Here is a 19,250-nt window from a genome sequence, read left to right as displayed (position 1 = left end):
GACCTTATGAATTCTTTTTATAGCTCTGCACCGCCCAACAGCTCATCAGTGTGCCGATGCCCGCAAGGGCTAAGACCTGATGGGCAGTTTCGTGCAGGCCTCCACCACGAATAAAGACGGTGCGGATGGCATCGATGAAGTAGTGCATGGGGTTGATATAGGTGGTGAGATAGGCCCACTGGGGCATGGAGCGTGTGGGGGTGAAAAGTCCCGAAAGCAGCATGATGCTCACCACAAAGAACCACATGACGAACATGGCCTGCTGCATGGTGTCGGAGTAGTTGGACACGATGAGTCCGAAAGAAGAGAAGAACAGCGCCAGCAGCATAGCAAGCACGTAGATGAGCCACACGGGACCAGCAGGTGTGATGCCATAAACGAACCACGCCAACAACAAGCATACGGTGATGACAAACAGCGCAATGAGCCAGTAAGGGATAAGTTTGGCGAGGATGAACGACCACTTGGAGACGGGTGTGACGTTGATCTGTTCGATGGTACCAGCCTCCTTCTCACCAACGATATTGAGTGTGGGCAGGAAGCCCGTCATTAGCATCATCACAATGGCAAAGAGGGCGGGAATCATGTAGAGCTTGTAGTTCTGGGTCTTGTTGTATAAGGTGAGAGGCGTGATGTTTGATGTGTGATGTTTGAAGTTTGAGGTGAGGGTTGTGACGTTTGAGGTGACTATCTGTGAGAGATAGGCGCTGCCCATTGAACCTTTGGTGCCGTTGACGGCATTGGCAACGATGAGATACTCACCATCGCGAATCTCGAGGATGACGTCTGCTCTACCCTTCTCTATGTTCTTCATCGCTTCAGCGTAGGTGGCCTTCTGTCCACCGAAGATGAAATAGTTGGAAGCTGCAATCTGCTGTACCAACCGCTGCGACTCCACGGTGTGGTCTATGTCCACCACATCTACCACGATGTTCTTCACTTCCATCTGCATCACCCACGGCATGACGCACATGATGACGATGGGGAACATGATGATGAGCTTGGGAAGAAACGCATTGCGGCGTATCTGCAGGAACTCCTTTTGTATGAGATATTTCAGTGTCATATCAGTTACTCCAATCTTACATTAAACTTCTTCAGCGCAATGGCGAGCAGCACCACCGTCATAACTGCCAGCACAGCTACCTCGTGAGCCACTTCGCCAATGCCCACGCCCATAATCATCAACTTGCGCATAGTCTCGATATAATAACGTGGTGGAACCACAGCAGATATCCATTGCAGAATCGTAGGCATCGATTCAACAGGAAACAGCATACCCGACAACATGACCACAGGCATGAGTAACACCATAGCTGATAGCAGCAGGGCCACAAGTTGCGTCTGTGCCATGTTAGAGATGAGCAGTCCCAACGAGAGCGCCAGCAGGATATAGAGGGTGCTCACAGCCAGAATCCAGAACAGCGAACCAGCCAAGGGTACTCCCAACACGAAACGTGCCATCAACAAGATGGTAATAAGGATGCCAAAGGCTAGTACCAGATAAGGCACTGCCTTAGCGATAATCACCATCAAGGGGCGCACGGGCGATACCAACAGCACCTCCATAGTACCTTTCTCTTTCTCGCGCACGATGGATATCGAGGTCATCATGGCACAGATGAGCATCAACAACATACCCATGATAGCAGGCACGAAATTATAAGCCGACTTCATCTGCGGATTGTAGAGGAGCCTCACCCCCAGCCCCTCTCCAAAGGGCGAGGGGAGTGAATAGTGTTTGCCGTCAACTGGCTGAGACAGTATGCTTTGGGCGTATGTGGTCCATTGCTGAGCCATATTGGGGTCGCTACCGTCAACCATGATTTGCCACTGAAGGTTACTACTCCCCTCGCCAATCGGAGAGGGGCTGGGGGTGAGGCTCATATCGGCCTGCTGACTGCGGATGAGCCGTTCGGCCTCCTGTGGGGTGTTCACCGTCTGCGTGATAATGAAGTATTCCGATTGTGCCAGTCGTTCTACGGCCTGTTGGGTGCGGGGCGACATCTCGGAGGTGACCACAACCGTGCGCACATTTTTCACATCGGTGGTGATAGCAAAGCCAAAAAGTAACATCATCACTACAGGCATGCCGAAGAGGATGAGCATCGTACGCTTGTCGCGCAGAATATGTTTGGTTTCCTTAATTACAAATGCTATAAACTGTTTCATTTCTCTAAACACTAAACTCTAAACGCTCAACTGTCACTACGGGTGGCCTGACGGGCCAGATAGGTAAACACGTGATCCATATCGGGTTGGTGGAAACGTTGTTTCAGTTCGTCTGGTGTACCCAGTGCACTGATCTTGCCGTCCACCATGATAGAGATGCGGTCGCAATATTCTGCCTCGTCCATATAGTGGGTAGTCACGAAGACGGTGATGCCACGATGGGCTGCGTCGTAGATGAGCTCCCAGAACTGGCGGCGCGTAGCGGGATCGACACCACCCGTGGGTTCATCGAGGAACACCACGCCCGGCTCGTGGAAGATAGAGACGGAGAAGGCCAGCTTCTGTTTCCAACCCAATGGCAGCGAGCCAACGAGGTCGTTCTTGTGCTCCGTGAACTTCAGGCGTTCCATGAGTTCATCGGTCTTGCGACGAATCTCATCGTCCTTCATGCCATAGATGCCGGCAAAGAGACGGATATTCTCGGCAACGGTGAGGTCTTCATAAAGCGAGAACCGCTGCGACATATAACCGATATGCTTCTTTATCTGCTCATATTCCGTGCGGATGTCAAAGCCTACCACCCTACCCGTTCCGCTGGTGGGCTGGTTCAGGCCTGTCAGCATGTGCATAGCCGTCGTCTTGCCGGCACCGTTGGCACCCAGGAATCCGAATATCTCGCCCCTCTTTACACTGAACGAGATGTCGTCAACGGCATGGAAATCGCCAAAGGCTTTAACCAGATGTTCTACTTCAATGACATTCTCCGACTCTTCACTCTTATCTTTTAACTCTTCACTCTTATCTATGCCTGACGGATTGAAGATACTGGCAAACTGGGTGAGAATATCATCGGGAGTACCAATGCCGCGCACCTTACCCTGATCCAGAAAAGCGACACGCTCACAGCAGCGCACTTCATCAAGATAAGGCGTTGAAGCCAAGATAGTTATTCCCCGTTCCTTCAACAAGAGTAGCATCTCCCATAACTCCTTGCGGCTCACAGGATCGACACCCGTGGTGGGCTCGTCGAGGAAGAGTACACTCGGCTGATGTACCAGTGCACACGAGAGCGCCAGCTTCTGCTTCATACCTCCCGAGAGAGCCCCTGCCTTACGGCCTTTGAAGCGTTCTATCTGCGAGTAGATGGCTTTGATGGAGTCGTAGCCTTCGTCAACAGTGGTGCCGAAAAGCGTGGCAAAGAAGTTTAAGTTCTCCTCGATAGTGAGATCCTGATAGAGCGAGAACTTGCCTGGCATATAGCCAACCCTACTACGCACCTCACGCATCTGCTTCACCACATCGTAGCCATCTACCGCCGCCGTACCAGCATCGGGCAGCAACAGCGAACAGAGGATGCGAAACATCGATGTCTTTCCGGCACCATCAGGGCCAATCAGTCCAAAGACCTCACCCTTGCCGACAGCAAACGACACATCGCAAAGTGCCTGTAGCTTGCCGTACGATTTTGACACGTTATTAACAACAATAGCATCCATAGCGGTAGCAAATTATTCACTTTTCACTTAATTTCACTTCCCCATACATACCAATCTTCACAAATCCATCATTTTTGATAGCTACCTTGACGGCATACACCAGATCGGCACGCTCATCGTCTGTGAGAATAGTCTTGGGTGTAAACTCCGAACGAGACGATATCCAGCTGATAGTGCCAGCATACTCCTTGCGCTGGTTGTCACCATAGTCGGCAAACACCTTCACCTGCTGACCTATCTTGATGTGCTGCAGCTGGGCTGAAGTGACGTAGGCACGCAGGTGCATTGACTCAGTATCGGCTATCTTAAACAACGGTTTACCCACACTCACAAATTCACCACGCTCCACATATTTCTCGAGCACCGTACCCTTGATGGGAGTCATGATGTGACACTTTCGTAACATATCCTGCAACTGTGCCTTCTGCACATCGGCAGCAGCCGTCTGCTTGTCGAGGGCTTGCGTGCTGGTGTTCAGCGATGATATCTGCGCATCCAGTTGCTTCTGCAGCACCTTCACCTGACTCGTGGCATCGTCGAGCATCTTCGAGGGAGCTGCCCCGTCAGCCACCAACTCACGGTAGCGCTGCTCGTCTTGCTGAGCCTTAGCCAACTGCTGGCGCGTAGCTGCTATCTGGCGTTCCATATCGGGCTTCTGACTCTGATAAACCGCTTTCGTAGCATCCATCTGCTGAATCTTCAGCCACGTCTGTGTGGTATCAATGAGCCCCACCTGTCGAGCTGCCTCAATCATGTCACCCTCGTTCACATCGAACGTTAGCAATGTCCCACTCTGTTCGGCAAACACAGTTGTTTCGGTAGCCTCGAACGTACCTGTTGCATCGTAGTCCTTCTCTTTGTTTCCGCAAGCAGCCATCATCAGGGCCACACCTGCCAATACATATATTTTTTTCATATACTTATTGATTTGTCGTGTATTTGTTGTCGTATATCTCTTTCAGCATTTCAATCTCGTGTACTGACTGTTGCACATAGGCAGCATGCTCCTGATTGATCTCGCGCACCAGGTCGTTCGCGTCGATGATGCCGTGTGCCAGCTTCGATTCTGCCGCTTTTCTCACAGCCTGTCGCAATGTGATAATCTCTCCGTCTTGAGCCATCAACTTCTGATAGCGCGCTATGTTCTCGTGCTGCTCGATCTGTTCCAGGTTGTTATTGAAAAGGAACACTTCCCGGTTGTTTTCCGTCATATCACGCTGCAACTGCAGTTTTGCCTTGTCGTTCTTGCGGGTATAGAGGGCACCGATGTTCCACGTTACCCGTGCACCGACGATGCCGTTCAAGCTCCATTTGTGGCGCATCATATCCTCAAACATATTCAGGCCCGGATAACCGTAGAAGCCCTGAGCAAACACGCCTACCTTCGGCATCAGCGCGGCGTTGAGTGCTTTCTCCTGAGCATTCAGCACGCCTATCTGTGCATCCATCGCCTTCAGTTCCGGGCGACGGTTTTCAGCCATCATACCTCCGCCATCAGCCTTCACCAGTGGTTTCCGTACCTCCGTCACCTCCATCCCGCAGAATGTACTCAGCATACGCTGTAACATCTGCTTCTGCGATGCCAGTTCGGTGGCTTTCTGTATCGCGTTAAGACGCTCTGCCTTCACATTCTGCAGGTCGCTCTCGGCAGCTGTGCCCCGTTTGGTCATCGACTCCAGTTTGCGTTCGTTGCCTGCCAGCAGTGTCTGCAAGTCGGTGTTCAACTTGATCTGTTCGTCAATCAGCAACAGCCCGAAAAACATCTCGTTCACGCGCCTGCGAACATTATAAATATTGACTTCGTTCTGAGCTGCCTGCACCTTGCCCTGTTCACGGGCTATGCGTTTCTGACTGCCTATGACACCACCGTCGTAAATAGTCTGCAGCACATCGATACCCACGCGATACTGGTCCTTCGTCAGTCCCTTCATGTCAATGCCCATACCGCTCATCATCGTTTTCATTTCATCGGGCCACGCCGTCACATCACTCTGGTAGGTGGCTTGTGCGGATGCCGACACCTGCGGCAGCCAACCCTTCTGGATATTGGCTACCGTCAGCTGGGTGGTCTTCTCGACAAGTCCATACTGCTGTATCAACGGATAATTCTTTTCTGCTGCCTGCTGACACTCTTCCAGCGTCTGCCCCTGTACCAGCATGGGCAACATCGTCAAAGCTAAAAACAATTTCTTCATATCATCTTTTGTCATTGAATTCCGGATGCAAAAATACGATGTTTTTTTCATCGTGGTGTTATCTGTAAGAATGGAGAAATGTTCTTTTTGTTCGATTTATACATAAACAGAGCATTGTTTCGCGGAAAATGATTATCTTTGCCAACAAAAAAGGACGTATTATGAACAGACAACCGCAACTGATGGATGCCACACGAATGCGCGACATTCTCACACCACACCTCTCGCAAATGCGCGAGCATATATTCATGAATAACGAACTGGCAATGGTTCGCGGCGACAGCACGGTGTTCAGTCTGCTGATGCGCCAAAAGCCACCTTTTACCATCAATGATCACCGTTTGGGCATCATCATGAACGGCGAGGCTGAAATTACCATCAACCTGCAAGACCGCCACCTTACGAGCGGCACACTCGTCTATATCGGTCCTGGCACCATCATCCACCCCCAACGGCTTTCCTCAGACCTCCGCATCTTCGGAATGGGACTCTTCTCTAACTTCCCCATGCCCTTTGCACAGGGACAGATGCCGTCGGTCTTCAACGGTCAGGTGCGCGACTTCCAGTTGTCCGCCAACGAAGAGGATATCGCTACCGCCACACATATTATGGACGCCATCTGGCAAACGGTTCATGCCACGGACGACTATCATCGTCCCACCGTCACAGCACTCGTAGCTGCCCAGATGCACCACTACGACCAGCTGTTCCATCGGCAGACTGACCAGCTGGCCAGCAGTCGTTCACGCGAACAGACCATTTCCGACCGTTTCCTCCAACTGGTCACCCAGCATTGTGCCGAGCATCACCAAATAGGCTACTATGCCGACCGCATGTGCCTAACTGAGCGCTACCTGAGCACCGTCATCCGACAAACCAGCGGCACCACCGCCAAAGACTGGATAGACCGTGCCCTCATCACACGCATCAAAATAGAACTGCGCCACACGGATAAACCTGCAGCACAGATTGCCGATGAGATGCATTTTGCCAATCCCTCATTCTTCTCAAAATACTTCCGTCGCCTCACCGGCATGACTCCCAGCGAGTATAAATCTATCAGTTGAATATTAATCGGCAATTGTCAAAGATGAGACCAAAATAAGCAAGTTCTTTCTCATCAGTATCTGTATAATTTGAAATGTTGAATCTGGAATGCTCCTACGGGTATGCGCACATGACGACCTTGATGCGTCTGGTCGCCATTCAGATGACGGATGATGCGCTGTTTGCCATCAACGATCTCCACCTCCTCGCATTTCGCCAACCCGATGCGCTGCTGAAAGGTAACCACCACCCCACTGCCTATCACCAGATAATCCTCTTTACCCAGTCTTAGGATGATGCAAGCCGTCTCTGGCCATTCCGCCCCCTTTGCACCTGGTTCCCAACCCAGCGAATAACTATGCCTGATGGTGAAGCGGAAACCATCAGCAGTGACGATCTCAGCCTCTCGCTGTTCGTTATCGAGCAGCACAGCATCCATATCTTTCGTGCCCTGTCGCTCAAGAATCAACGGTTCTGCCTGTCGCAACAGCTGGTAGGCAGCCACAAGCGGCGACCGCGATGTGCCTACGGCAGAGAAGGCATTGAGCTGATCATCCTGCGAGAGATCCATCTGCTTCCAGTCGTTGGCATTAGAAACCGTTGTGAGCGGATAGTCCTCGATGCTGAACGGACAGAACCCCATCGCCCCATGATGCCCGAAGGCGTAGAGAGCATACATCGCGTCTTTATCCTCCAGTCGTATCTCTGGCACGAAGAGCGGATTGTTGGGCTGGTGGTATTTTGCCAGCCACGACTTGATGCCCTTGTCGTAGATATCCACCCCCAGCACATCGATAGATGGAGCCCCACAATGCCACAGGTCGATGAGATGAGCCAACGGACCGCCCGACGGATATTGCCCAGGCTTCCGGTCGCGGCTGTTGAGAGCCACATTAACGTACATTGGCAGATTGTAGATTTCACGCCCCGCCTTGGCTATCTGCTCCACATAGGTGGCGTAGGTCCACGTCTGGAAGATCTCCTCCGTATAGATGTCATCCCCAAACAGCTGCGCCCAGTTGGCACCCACTTTAGCCTGCGGCTGCAGTTTCTCTTTCAGATAAGGGTGCAGCGACTTCTGATGCCTCTTCAGATAGTCGGTCAGCTGCTTGGGCACAGCGCTCTGGTACAACCGCGTCGCATTCGCCGAATAGTCGCGCGGCACCTCAATCATACCGATCTCATTCTCCACCTGCACCATGATCACCGTCTGCTCCAGAGCATCATGATCACGTAGATACGCCATCACATGACAGAAGGCACGCTTGTCGGCCTCCAGCACATTCTTACTCAGCGAAGAAGCCTCCTCAACGGGCACCCCTTCAGACGTATGGGCACGAGGGAAGCGCTTCACGTCTCGCTTAAACCACTCTGGCGCATAGCAACTCATCGAGTTTTTCCAAGCCCCAAACCACAACAGCACCACTTTCAGTTCGTTATGCCTTGCTTCGCTCAGAATCACGTCGAGCGTCCCCATGTCGAACTCACCTTCTTGGGGCTCAATCAACTCCCACGACACGGGAACGAGCACAGTGTTGAGTCCCATCTTGTGGAGATGCGAAAACGTACGCTTCACGTCCTCTGGCGTCGAGGCTGACGAGTTACCCAACTCACCACCAATCATCAGCATAGGCCTGTCGTTGACAACAATCCTAGCCGTACTATTATCACGATGCTCCAGGCGAGGCTGCCGTTGTGCCTGTGCTCCCATTGCCAGGATACAGAGCAGCAGGGAAATAAGCAAATTCTTCATATCATCTAAAAGTCTGCTGATTATTTTATGCCGCAAAAATAACAATTATTTTTCGAATGACATTGGATTTTTTGCGATTTTCACATTATTATTACACCAATCGTTCTGAAGAGTCACTTGACAAGTACCTTGTAGAGATAAACCGTATACCTATGATCACCCCAGATTAGGAGGTCGAATTAGCCCAGATTATCAGGAAGGGCGGAAAGACCTGCAAGAAAAGCTATACGCTCAGCTCCTTTCGCATACGCTCGTTGACCGCATAGCCCTTGATGAGATACTGCTTCAAAACCTTGTTTGCCCATTGACGAAAACGAGTGGCATTCTTGCTGTTTACACGATAGCCAACTGAAAGAATAACATCGAGATTATTTTATTATTCGAGTCCATAAACAATACTCACTTACTATGCATAAACAGCAAAAGTCCCACTATATCGACAGATGGAGCGCAGTTTTCAGGCCAAAAGAGACAAAAACATGTGTTAACACACAAATAATTCTTGAAATGTTTGTTATATTAAACATTTTGCCGCGTCATTTTCCGGGCTTCCTTCCAACGGGGGAAATACATGTCCATCAACGCGTGGAAACGAGCATTGTGGCTGGGCTCGAGCAGGTGGCACAGCTCATGAACCACCACATGCTCCACACACCACTCCGGCAACAGCAGCAGATAGGCCGAGAAGCAGATGACCCTCGTTCTCACATGGCACACCCCCCAGCGCGATTTCATGGCCTTATAGGTGATGCCCGTCGGTTTCACACCCATCATCTGGGCATGGCGCTCCACCATAGGCTCTACCAGGTTTTTCAGGCGTTTGAGTGCCTCGTCGCCCTGCGCTCTGGTTTGTAGTGGCAACTGATTGTAGAAGGCTGCCCTACGGTCTTGATGCTCCTGCGTTTTCTTTCTGGCCTCCGCTATCCACTCACGATGTTCATCAATAAATCGCTCTATCTCTTTCCGAGGCAAACCGATGGGTGCCGACACATGCACATCGCCATTCTTCACGATGCGCATCGACAACCTCCTGGTTCTCCTGTATGTCACCTGTATTGCCATTTCCATGAGTCATTATAACACCTCCTCCCCCCAGTCAGCAAAAGTATGGATAAATTTCCAATCCGCCAAACTTTTTAGGATAATTATTCGAACTTTCCATTTGTGCCATCGTTCTGCGATTCGCAAAAATACTCGCTTTTAGGTATTGCGCACGTGGTTTATTCGCCGTATCTTTGCAGTGTTTACCTGAAGAAGTACATGGTATATGAAGAAAAAAGTAGTATTGGCAGAGCCATCTGCGATGGTGTAGAAGAAGAACTGCGCCCCGGCGTCCTGCATATTTGCCCTAAAAGATCGGAACACAGTATAATCAATACTGGGACAGAGGATCTGGTGCTGTTCACTATTGTTGTTGCCAGATAAATTCCAATTTATTAAATCACATGAACATAGAAAACTATCGTGAGTATTGCCTGTCATTAAGCACAGATTGAAGGTCACACCATCCGCGAATATAAGGGTATTGTGACAGGTGAAACCATTATCGGTGCCAATGGCTCAATGCTCATGGTAGCCACCAGCGGAACGGCAGTAGTCATCTAAAACATCGCAGGCGATATATTGTTAAACTCTCTTAAAGTTTTCAATAAATCGCTTGCGATATAAAACATTCTTCTTACCTTTGCATCGTAAACGATATAAACAGATAAAAGAGATGGATGACTACACGCATCTGGCCAGTGAATTAGATTCAATCATCGAAACATTAAAGAAATAAACAACCGATACAAAAATGAAATATATCAAATTATGCTTCCGTCTGCTACTTGGTCTCTTCATGACCTACGCAGGTATCAGTCATCTGACAATAGCTCGTCAGGAGTTCATAGCACAAGTACCTACATGGCTTCAGTTCAGTCCGGGCTTTACTGATTTCGTCGTGTTGGCATCGGGCGTGGTTGAGATTGCCCTCGGCCTTGGCATGTTGTTCCTCTGGAAAAAGAAAGCACTCGTCGGTGCGCTGCTCGCACTCTTCTATGTGCTCATCTTCCCAGGCAACATCAACCAGTATGTGAACCATATCGATGCCTTCGGTCTCAACACCGATCAGGCCCGTCTCATCCGACTGTTCTTCCAGCCGGTACTCATCTTCCTCGCCCTTTGGTCAACAGGTGGCTGGAAGTATTGCAAGAACCTCTGTAACAACTGCAGGAAAGGATAACTTCGAATGGGCATGAAGATCAAAGAGTGGCTGCAATCCCTTTCGTTCAGGACTGGTGTCATCGTCCTGATGTGCTGCATACCCTTCTATATCCTGTCCTTTGCCCAAATGCTGCTGCCTATCAGTACAACAGCAAAAGGCGTGCTTTGGGCTGTGCTCTTCGGACTGGCCAAGACCTGCCAGTATGGAGGTCTGACGATCTTGGGCGTTGAAGGTTATAAACGGCTACGGAATAAATTCAGAAAGCAATAAAAAAATACAATATGATTTACGGACTTACAAAAGGAACAGATTTTGAGAAATTATGCGACGGAGCCGCCAAGGCTGAAGCCGCAGGAGTGATGACGTACTATGCCCTCGCACGTATGGCAAAGGAGCAAGGCTATCCCGAAGAGGTCTCGGAAACCTTCATAGAGATGGCCAATCAGGAGGCCGTTCATGCCGGATTCTATGCCACGCTCAACGGCAAGTATAATGCCGACATCTGGCAGATTGCAGAGAACTTTGCAACAGCTGAGGAAAAGGGAGAGGAACAGGTGAACCAGTTTGCCCAGGCATTCCGGGCTGCAGGCATGAACGAGGCTGCCGACGAGATGGAAGTTTTTGCCAAGCAGGAAGGCCATCATGGTGCCACCTTGCGGGCTATGATCGAAAAATACAAGAAATAAAAGAATAAAGGTATGAAGAATTTTATGAAATCATCAGCCCTCGTGCTGACAGGCGTACTGCTCATTGCCGCCTGTGGAAATAAGGAGCAGAAGAGTGAGGCAAACGTCAATGAGAATCCTACTCAGGAGAAAGTCGAGGTAAAGGCAGTTGAGGGTCGCAAGAACTTCAGCGACAAGGCTGTTATCACACCACTGCCCGCCATCATGATTGCTACATGGGACGAAAACAAGAATCCCGACGTGATGATGGCTGCTTGGGGAGGCCAGTGCGGACCTAAACACATCACCTTCGAACTCTCCAAGCACAAGACCACGGACAATATCCGTCTGAAGAAGGCATTCACCATCAGTTTTGCCACGAAGGGTGATATTGTCCAGAGCGACTATTTCGGCATCGTGTCCGGCAACGACGTGCCCGACAAGGTGGCTAAAGCGGGATTCACCATCACACCAAGTCCCAATGTCGATGCACCTATCATCAACGAGTACAAGCTGACGCTGGAGTGCAAGGTCGTGACCTTCGATGAAGACGAGAACGGTGGTGCCCGTGTCGTTGGCGAGATTGTCAACATGAGTGCTGACGAGAGCATCCTCGACGAGGAGGGTAACATCGACCTCGGCAAGCTTCAGCCCGTCATCTTCGATTCTGCCAAGAACGAATACCGTGTAGTCGGCGAGAAAGTCGGCACGGCTTGGGGATCTGGCAAGACCATTCAGGAACGTGAGGTGAAGTGATTAATTCTTGAACAACCTTCTTATGAGAGTCATGACGGCTCACTTTGAAAGTGCAGCCCAACGCCAAGCCCCGCAATGCCGAAAAGGTGAAGTTCATCAAGTAAGCAGAAATCTTATCTTACGCCTGTTGCCTGAAGGCCTGACTGCGAAGTGGAGCCAGATGGCGCCACGGTCGTTTCGCTCTATCAGCAGCTCGTCGAAGTCCTGTTTTGTTTCGTTGGCGTACTGAATCAGTATCGCCGCATAAACTATGAGTTGCTCCATCCCCGTTACACGGATATCTACTGCACAGCCAGTAAGATGATTGCTTGATGGCACACCCCCAATCGCCCGATTCAACTGTGGCGAGCGATAGCCGCTATTTATTATAATATGAGGGGCGGGGTTAGGAGCGTGGTGGATAAACTCATTATACCGCTTTCTCAACTCCTCCAACCACGTACAAACCCTTTTGAGGTTAGCAATCGCCTCATGACTAGGAATGTTATAAATCTCAGGATGACTACTACTCTTCGTCAACTCCCCGAGCATAAAATGCTCGGAGAGTTTCGCCCCACTGTTTAATTGAATTATCTGTTCCATAATAAATAATTAAAATGTTCTGGTGTTCTGGCGACCCTGCGTTAACCAGTGGCGTAGCCGAGCGCTGATGTTCAGAACACCATTATTCCGACTTTCTTGTACCTAAATTTTGTTGTTCCATTTTCCACATACTCCCCCACCTTCTCGATAGTACCATCTTTCTGCATGCGCCTTATTTTTACACGAGCCGCATCATAGTTTTTCAACAAGAAGCAGCGTATCACGTCAACAGCAGTAAACTCTTCGGGCAGACGGTTGTAGCCTTCTATCGTTTTCTGGCTATGACGGTGGTAGGCAGAAGCATCACGCAGCTTATCATCAAAGTACTTTTCAGCAAGCGAGCCGAAGAAGTGGCGCTGGCAGGCAAACTGGATGTTGACTATCAACTCCGCCAGGCGGTCGTCAATCTCATCCGTCTCAAATTCACCACACCAGTATTCACCTTCCTGATGGAGCTCGCCCCAGTGACGCATCACGATGAAGGGTGCCGAGAAGTTAATGCCGTGGTAGGCACAGCGTTTCAACAGCATCTCATCAGCTTTCGACTCGTTCTCAGCAGCGTCCATCATGCGGCGGGCCGTCCAGTCATAGAGTTCATCCACAATTTTCTGAACGCTGAGCTCCCCTTTCACACGATCCAGCTTCTCAGCCCACGCCTTCAGACGGTTGTCACTATCCAAATCGACTGTCGATTCGCGAGTCATCATCTGGAAATTGGTAGCAGGCAGAGGGATGACGGTCAAGCGCGTGGCCAGACCAGAGCCAAAGTTCTGCTCGTTCACCTTCTTTTTCAGGGCGATGGGCGTGCCTGTGTACACATAGTTCCAATACACGTTGAAGTCCTGCAGAATGGAGTCGTTGTTCGAATAGGCCTGACCATCCTCTTCATTATGGAAGGCCTTGAGCTCCATACTCATCTTATCAATCCACGAGCCGCCCTTTTGCACGCAAATAGTATTATCCAGCTCAGTATCGAAGGTGAGCATGTGCAAGTGCATCTCCTCGCCATCCACCACCTCAACGGCATTCACCATATCCTGGATGAACTGGGCGTTCGAAGTTCGTGCTGGGTGCACACGTACCACCACCTTGGGTTTCTTAGGCTTCTCCTTATTGGCGCCCTTGGTGCGCATCTGCTCACGATAGGCGTTGATGGCGTCGCGCCCTACCCTATCTGCCTGCACTATGGGCGCGACAAGCAACTTGAAGAGCCTTGTGGCAAACGATTTTCCACTTGCAGGATCACCAATAATCAGCGCTGAACTATTCAGGCGGCGCAACTCCTCAGGACGATGATAAAAGCGGTAGGTACAGCGTGTCATCAGTGTCATCTCGAACGCGCCAGCCACTATCAGCGCAGCGGGATACTGGTTCTTCTTCAGGCCCTTACAAATATCGCGCAATATCGGGAAATCCTCAAACATCGCCTCGATCTGCTCGCCCCACTCCCAAAGCCAACGGGCCATATCGTCATCCTTCAGCGTCACCGTCTTCTGCGTTTGCGCTTTCGTGATTTCCAGAAACGTTTTACCCGTGGCCTTTTGGATTGCTTCTTGCATCGCCTTTGAAGGCTGACTACTGGCATACTTCTTTTCTTTTTCTGCCATACACGATGCAGCACTAGCCACTGTCTGACCGACGTTTTCGTTCCTCGACGCGATGATTTCCTGCACCCACGACTGGGACTCAACAATTCGCTGAACTTGTTGCTTGTCGCCATCAAGCATAAGCAGCAGGTCGGTTGCCAGTTTGAGCGATTCATTATGACGGTTACTGTCGGCCTCGCAGGGCAGCTTGTCTGCATAGCGAGCATCAATAATACTCTGTACATCATATCCCCTCCATTTTAAGTTTTCCTTCTCCGTACTCCCCTCTGTACTCCCCTCCTCTCGAGAGACCGCTCGACCCGAAGGGACGCAAGATAGGCCAGGGGTGGAGTGATTTAGCACTTTCGTAGCCTGTGAATGACCGTCTCGATATAGAGCAGTAAATCGCTCACTAAACTCTTTGTTCTCATACGTAAACAATTCTTTATCCAAATACAAAATATCCGATTCCTTGCAAATGAAGCTCATCCTTGAGGCATCCTTGCAACTTTCGTCAACCTCCACGCCAAGCACCTTGGCCATCGCGTGCTGGTTGTCGATGAGATTACCCTTATTGGCATCAGCCTTAAATACAATTTTCAAGCCCTTGCCTGAAGGGGTGATATAAACCAAAAGAATGCCATTATTTTCATTTTTACATTCTTTCATTATTTCATTATCAAACACCTCCTGCGGCTTCTCCACATGATCTACATCCATCACCACAAGTCCCGTTAACCTGGTGGCAGCCTGCTTGCGCCAAGCCCCCTGTTTGCCCGTCTTCGACGTGGTTTCATCAAACGTGGCCTGAAATATAAACGCAGGCAGTTTGCGCTTCAGGCTGGCATCGCCCGTTTCTCTGAACTTATCAATGTTCCCGTTCCACTTCCCTGCCCTGACGAGCGCATAAAACTGCGCTTCGTCAACGGGCAAAGTAGGATTCACAAAATTCTTCTGATAACAAAATCCCATTTAACCTCCTTTTCTAAATTAAACACGATCTATAATTTCTCTATCCACCAGATGGCTGGCGGCAACCCTCTGTTCGCGTTCCAGCGCTGAGATAATGCGGGCTGTACCAATGCTCTTTTTCAGGGCACAGTAGAACTTGATGCACTTAGCACTCTCTTTGAGCCATCCATGCTCCAACGAAGCCAGCAACTTATCTTTCTTGCGGGTTTTGGTCTTACGGTTGTAAGCGTTAAACACTATTCGCCCTGTGTCCTTATCACGATGCAGCGAACCCTCAATAAACTTGCCTTCTGCAAGGCCTACCAGAATTTCTTCAGGTACTTCAATGTACTTTTTTACTCGCATAAATTGTCAGTTTTGTGAGTCAACATGGGGAAAAGTGAAGTTTTAGTTTGAGCTCAATTACATCCGGATACTTTTCCTCACCCACAAGCCCTGACTCGGTTAATTAATAAATTTCTTCTGCTATCAGTCTATAGCAATATTCCAGTACTTCATCTGCGCTCTGATAGCCAATATCCTGCACTGGCACATCATTCACATAATCTACTATGTTTTCTGCCATATCCTGCTGAACCCTGCTTGAATAAGGCAACAGAATTTGCAACAAGTATTCATACAAGCCACTACTTATTCTATGCTTTACATAGCGCATTACTTTTGCAGCTGTTCCATCTACATCGTAAAGTAAGTATTCCTCTGCCATTATATTATATATCCAGTAAAATTGTGGTACCATAATCCGTTTCATACTCACGTCTGATGCTCTCGATCGTTCTTGACTCAGGAGCAGGTTCACCTTTCTTCTTGGCCCTCAGGGCCTCTACACCCTCACCTAATCGGATGGCCAGCGCAAACATCAGATACTCCTTTTGGTGAATACGCCCACGACACACGCCAGCCTGCGATGTATTGTAGTCCATAGCCCAGTTCTCGCACACTTCGTTAGGCTCTACATACTTGTCGTTGAGGGGGCAAACCCTCGATCCATCGTTCTTTATCTGCTTATGGATACAACTGGCACAACACTTCTTGACTCTCAAGTAACAAGGATTCAATACTGTATTCTCTACTTCTTTCATAATCGCTAAAACACTCTTTTAAGTTCAACAATCTCTGCTCTCAGCAGTTTAATGGTATTCTTTCTCGACTCCAGCGTCTTCTTCATCTCCGTGATCTGAGCACTCAGCAGTCGTTCAGTGCTCCCATCAACAGTGGATTCTATCAGAGCCTGGCGCTGCCTCTTGGTTAGCTCACCATCGTAGTTCAATCCTACGTGGGTGATAAAGCCCTCAATCAGACTGGGGATGTCGAAATACATATACCCCTCTCCATTCACGTCCAGCATGTAGCTGTTTTTACAAGTTCTTACTGATACTTTCTCCATTTTTACTTAAAGTTTTAAAATTAAAAAATCTACCTTTGTCGTTCATTGACGATGCAAAGGTAGATAATTAAAGATTACCCTAAGGTGGATTCCGTATGTCCGTACAAACTCCGTATTTTTCTCCGTATTTTTTATACTAATTCCGTATCTGCTCCGTATTTTTCCATCATAATAACGGTTAACAACACCTCCCAGAACGCATCACAGAGTTGTTTTTGTGGGTTGTCAGCAATCTCATAATAGGCCCCTTCGGCTTCAGCAGCTTGAATGCCACGACTAAAGTTCTTAACCACGCTCTTGTTTATCCTCAGTCGTTCAGGCCACCCTTTTGGTGTAGCCTTGCAAGCCATTATCAGGAATTCTTGCTGCGAAAGACCGTAGTCCAGTCTGTCTTTCACCACCAGATAGATGCCCTGCCAATGGTTCTTAAATTTAAATAGGTGTGGATAGCTATCCATCAACGTAGCCAGACTTTTGCATAGCAACTCCTCATGCTCGCCTGCTGTCATCTTGAGATACAGTTTGCGAACCTTATCGGCTATGTCACGCTTTTGGGGTTTAGGCTCTTCGGCATAGTTATTCTTGGGCGCAGGTATGGGAGCTACACCATAGAACTCTCTCACCTCGTTCACCTTATTTATATAGTCAGAAATCTGGTATAGCAGTCCATGAGCCAATAGCGACAGCAGATAGTGTTCTGCCAGATTATAACTACCAGCATTCATAGCCAATGCTATCAGTTGCACGTCGTTTATTCTTATGCCATCGTGCCAGGCATACTCTTTGTTTTCATTTCTCATATCCTTATCTGAGATGTGAGAGATGTCACAGGCCTATGGCCCCTCTCGGGTTCGTAATATTTTTAGCTTCAGCGAGCGCAAATTTATAACAACTATATCATACCAACAACAAAAATATCAGAATATTTCTATTATTTTCGAATTTAGCACCAAAACTTTCCATTACTTACCAAAACTTACCCAAAATGTCTTATAATGTCATTGTTTTAATCTTCAGAAAAGCCTTTTTGGCATTTATGTATAAACACATTTTCTCATACTTTATATATTTAGGACTGGTATAAAAACTATACGTTTTCATTGAAACGATACGGCCACAACCAAAAACTTCGATAAAGTCTTTATATCTTGGACGCTCCATCACTCCCGCATCTATAGCAGCCCTGAGGGCACAAAGTATTTCCTTGGCCCTATTCTTACCTTTAGTCATTTCATAAACCATAGAAATCACGATTCCTGCTCTTCTTTCATCCAACAACGAGCTTGTGAAAAGCTGACTCGCCAGTAAACTTTTCTCGTCATAACAATAAGTATAATTTTTAGGGGTATCTTTATAAATATCATCCAATTTGTCTAGTTGATTATTTAGCACCGCCGAAGCAGCCATAATTCCATAATCGTCGGTCATGTTAACAATATGGTCCGATGGTATAATTGATAGTTTTTCATATTGCAGGCATCTGTTTAGTCCTCTGCAAACCAAGCTTATCAGTTCCTTCATATTTGGAAAGGCTTGTTCATTTTCTTCTATATAGAAGCATGTCGATTCCTTTAAGCTCAGCATCATGATGGTAGTAAAATCCCTATCCTTCCATGGTCCTTTATTCCAGAATTCCATGTCACCATCATCCACATACCTATTGGCAATCTTCATCAGTGTTACGCCATTTTCAGGCTTATATAGGTGCACATGCGAGTATACACGCTCAAATTGTTCATCAGTGAAAAATATCTTTTTGTTTTGTCGTAGGAAGTCTTCTTCCGTCACTTTCGAAAGGACTTCCTCTCGTTGTAAGCCATCTGGATTAGTATACCAGATCTCATCGCTCACAATTTTATATGTGCAGATGTAGTATTTCATGTTGTCCGTTGTTAGTTTTTTCTTTTTGAGCCGCAAAATTAGCGCTTTTTCCTGAACCACGCAAGAGTTTACGCCATAAAAAGCGCCCCCATAGTCAATGCCCAACGCCCCCTACTCGCCCTTACTGCTATGCAGTAAGCCAATCCAGTCCTCCCATAGTATAAAAAGTGTTAATAGTACTAAGCAAGGAGCCAGCAGCGATGCCCGCTCCTTAATTCTCCAATTGTAATAAGCAAATCTAAACACACCAGTTTTTCGTAAAGTTAACCAACCAGTTTCATTTTTCTGTTTTTTTAATGTTTTGTTTGTCGAAAATGGTTTGTCTGTTCTCCATTCTATAGCTTGTACCTTTGAGATTTATCACCTCACATCTGTAGAGAATTCGGTCGAGCAAGGCAGATGCCAGCACTTCATCATCGAGGGTCTGGGCCCATTCTGTAGGAGCCTTATTTGTAGTTATGATGATGGAGGTATGCTCATGCATAGTGTTGATGAGATTGAAGAAGCCAGCTGCATCTTCCTTGTTGATGGGGAAGAGCATGATATCATCGA

Annotated in this window: 21 protein-coding genes and 1 pseudogene; 5 read left to right on the top strand and 17 right to left on the bottom strand. The window is 48.4% G+C overall.

Annotated elements, in window-relative coordinates:
- Positions 1–4: 4 nt before the first annotated feature.
- Genes T491_RS0107920 through T491_RS0107900 form a run of 5 tightly spaced genes read right to left on the bottom strand, consistent with a single transcriptional unit; the run spans position 5 to position 5,863 of the window.
- Positions 5–1,066: an ABC transporter permease gene (locus T491_RS0107920; protein WP_028903422.1), complete on the bottom strand. Its 1,062-nt coding sequence runs from the start codon at positions 1,064–1,066 to the stop codon at positions 5–7.
- 5 nt (positions 1,067–1,071) lie between these two features.
- Positions 1,072–2,172: an ABC transporter permease gene (locus tag T491_RS0107915; protein ID WP_028903421.1), complete on the bottom strand. Its 1,101-nt coding sequence runs from the start codon at positions 2,170–2,172 to the stop codon at positions 1,072–1,074.
- A gap of 26 nt (positions 2,173–2,198) precedes the next feature.
- Positions 2,199–3,668: an ATP-binding cassette domain-containing protein gene (locus T491_RS0107910; protein ID WP_028903420.1), complete on the bottom strand. Its 1,470-nt coding sequence runs from the start codon at positions 3,666–3,668 to the stop codon at positions 2,199–2,201.
- Positions 3,669–3,684: 16 nt separating this feature from the next.
- Positions 3,685–4,584, bottom strand: coding sequence for an HlyD family secretion protein (locus tag T491_RS0107905; protein WP_028903419.1), 900 nt, complete (start codon positions 4,582–4,584; stop codon positions 3,685–3,687).
- Between the two features lie 4 nt (positions 4,585–4,588).
- Complete coding sequence (locus T491_RS0107900; protein ID WP_028903418.1) at positions 4,589–5,863, bottom strand: TolC family protein; 1,275 nt, start codon at positions 5,861–5,863, stop codon at positions 4,589–4,591.
- 161 nt (positions 5,864–6,024) lie between these two features.
- On the opposite strand from T491_RS0107900, the gene T491_RS0107895 reads away from it, so the two are divergent.
- Positions 6,025–6,930, top strand: coding sequence for an AraC family transcriptional regulator (locus tag T491_RS0107895; RefSeq protein WP_197018828.1), 906 nt, complete (start codon positions 6,025–6,027; stop codon positions 6,928–6,930).
- A 53-nt stretch (positions 6,931–6,983) separates the two neighbouring features.
- Here T491_RS0107895 and T491_RS0107890 read toward each other — a convergent pair whose 3' ends face one another.
- The 3 genes and pseudogenes from T491_RS0107890 to T491_RS0107885 all read right to left on the bottom strand — a co-directional run bounded on the left by T491_RS0107890 (position 6,984) and on the right by T491_RS0107885 (position 9,731).
- On the bottom strand, positions 6,984–8,663 hold the full coding sequence (locus tag T491_RS0107890) for a DUF5597 domain-containing protein (protein WP_028903416.1): 1,680 nt from the start codon (positions 8,661–8,663) through the stop codon (positions 6,984–6,986).
- Between the two features lie 235 nt (positions 8,664–8,898).
- Positions 8,899–9,033, bottom strand: a pseudogene (rhuM, locus tag T491_RS17380) (RhuM family protein); the annotation flags it as partial.
- A 149-nt stretch (positions 9,034–9,182) separates the two neighbouring features.
- Positions 9,183–9,731 (bottom strand): M48 family metallopeptidase, encoded by a 549-nt coding sequence (locus tag T491_RS0107885; RefSeq protein WP_028903415.1) that lies wholly within the window; start codon positions 9,729–9,731, stop codon positions 9,183–9,185.
- A gap of 727 nt (positions 9,732–10,458) precedes the next feature.
- Here T491_RS0107885 and T491_RS0107875 point away from each other — a divergent pair.
- From T491_RS0107875 to T491_RS0107860, 4 genes are read left to right on the top strand one after another with little or no spacing between them, the layout of a single operon-like run.
- The gene (locus T491_RS0107875) at positions 10,459–10,887 is read left to right on the top strand and encodes a membrane protein (RefSeq protein ID WP_028903414.1); all 429 of its coding nucleotides are present in this window, start codon (positions 10,459–10,461) and stop codon (positions 10,885–10,887) included.
- 12 nt (positions 10,888–10,899) lie between these two features.
- A complete protein-coding gene (locus tag T491_RS0107870; RefSeq protein ID WP_028903413.1) occupies positions 10,900–11,139 on the top strand; it encodes a hypothetical protein in 240 nt (79 codons plus the stop codon).
- 11 nt (positions 11,140–11,150) lie between these two features.
- Positions 11,151–11,555 carry a ferritin family protein gene (locus tag T491_RS0107865; RefSeq protein WP_028903412.1) on the top strand — a complete coding sequence of 135 codons (405 nt, stop codon included), beginning with the start codon at positions 11,151–11,153 and terminating at the stop codon, positions 11,553–11,555.
- 12 nt (positions 11,556–11,567) lie between these two features.
- The gene (locus tag T491_RS0107860; protein ID WP_231480215.1) at positions 11,568–12,290 is read left to right on the top strand and encodes a flavin reductase family protein; all 723 of its coding nucleotides are present in this window, start codon (positions 11,568–11,570) and stop codon (positions 12,288–12,290) included.
- 96 nt (positions 12,291–12,386) lie between these two features.
- On the opposite strand, the gene T491_RS17000 is transcribed toward T491_RS0107860, so the two are convergent.
- From T491_RS17000 to T491_RS0107815, 9 genes are all read right to left on the bottom strand, one after another.
- Positions 12,387–12,872: a D-Ala-D-Ala carboxypeptidase family metallohydrolase gene (locus tag T491_RS17000; protein ID WP_051523043.1), complete on the bottom strand. Its 486-nt coding sequence runs from the start codon at positions 12,870–12,872 to the stop codon at positions 12,387–12,389.
- Between the two features lie 71 nt (positions 12,873–12,943).
- The gene (locus T491_RS0107850) at positions 12,944–15,430 is read right to left on the bottom strand and encodes a BT4734/BF3469 family protein (RefSeq protein WP_028903410.1); all 2,487 of its coding nucleotides are present in this window, start codon (positions 15,428–15,430) and stop codon (positions 12,944–12,946) included.
- An 18-nt stretch (positions 15,431–15,448) separates the two neighbouring features.
- Complete coding sequence (locus T491_RS0107845) at positions 15,449–15,775, bottom strand: hypothetical protein (protein ID WP_028903409.1); 327 nt, start codon at positions 15,773–15,775, stop codon at positions 15,449–15,451.
- A gap of 103 nt (positions 15,776–15,878) precedes the next feature.
- Complete coding sequence (locus tag T491_RS0107840) at positions 15,879–16,136, bottom strand: hypothetical protein (RefSeq protein WP_028903408.1); 258 nt, start codon at positions 16,134–16,136, stop codon at positions 15,879–15,881.
- A 4-nt stretch (positions 16,137–16,140) separates the two neighbouring features.
- On the bottom strand, positions 16,141–16,512 hold the full coding sequence (locus T491_RS0107835) for a hypothetical protein (RefSeq protein WP_028903407.1): 372 nt from the start codon (positions 16,510–16,512) through the stop codon (positions 16,141–16,143).
- 5 nt (positions 16,513–16,517) lie between these two features.
- Positions 16,518–16,817, bottom strand: coding sequence for a hypothetical protein (locus tag T491_RS0107830; RefSeq protein WP_028903406.1), 300 nt, complete (start codon positions 16,815–16,817; stop codon positions 16,518–16,520).
- Between the two features lie 131 nt (positions 16,818–16,948).
- The gene (locus T491_RS0107825; protein ID WP_028903405.1) at positions 16,949–17,617 is read right to left on the bottom strand and encodes a hypothetical protein; all 669 of its coding nucleotides are present in this window, start codon (positions 17,615–17,617) and stop codon (positions 16,949–16,951) included.
- A 190-nt stretch (positions 17,618–17,807) separates the two neighbouring features.
- Entirely contained in the window at positions 17,808–18,668 is an 861-nt protein-coding gene (locus T491_RS0107820; RefSeq protein ID WP_197018826.1) for a hypothetical protein, read from the bottom strand.
- Between the two features lie 307 nt (positions 18,669–18,975).
- Positions 18,976–19,250 (bottom strand): ATP-binding protein (locus tag T491_RS0107815; RefSeq protein WP_028903403.1); only part of this gene is annotated, 275 nt, incomplete at its 5' end.

Source organism: Prevotella sp. P6B4 (assembly GCF_000619985.1).
GTDB lineage: Bacteria > Bacteroidota > Bacteroidia > Bacteroidales > Bacteroidaceae > Prevotella.
The sequence above is the reverse complement of the archived record's forward strand: the minus strand, read 5'-3'. Positions and strand labels throughout refer to the sequence as shown.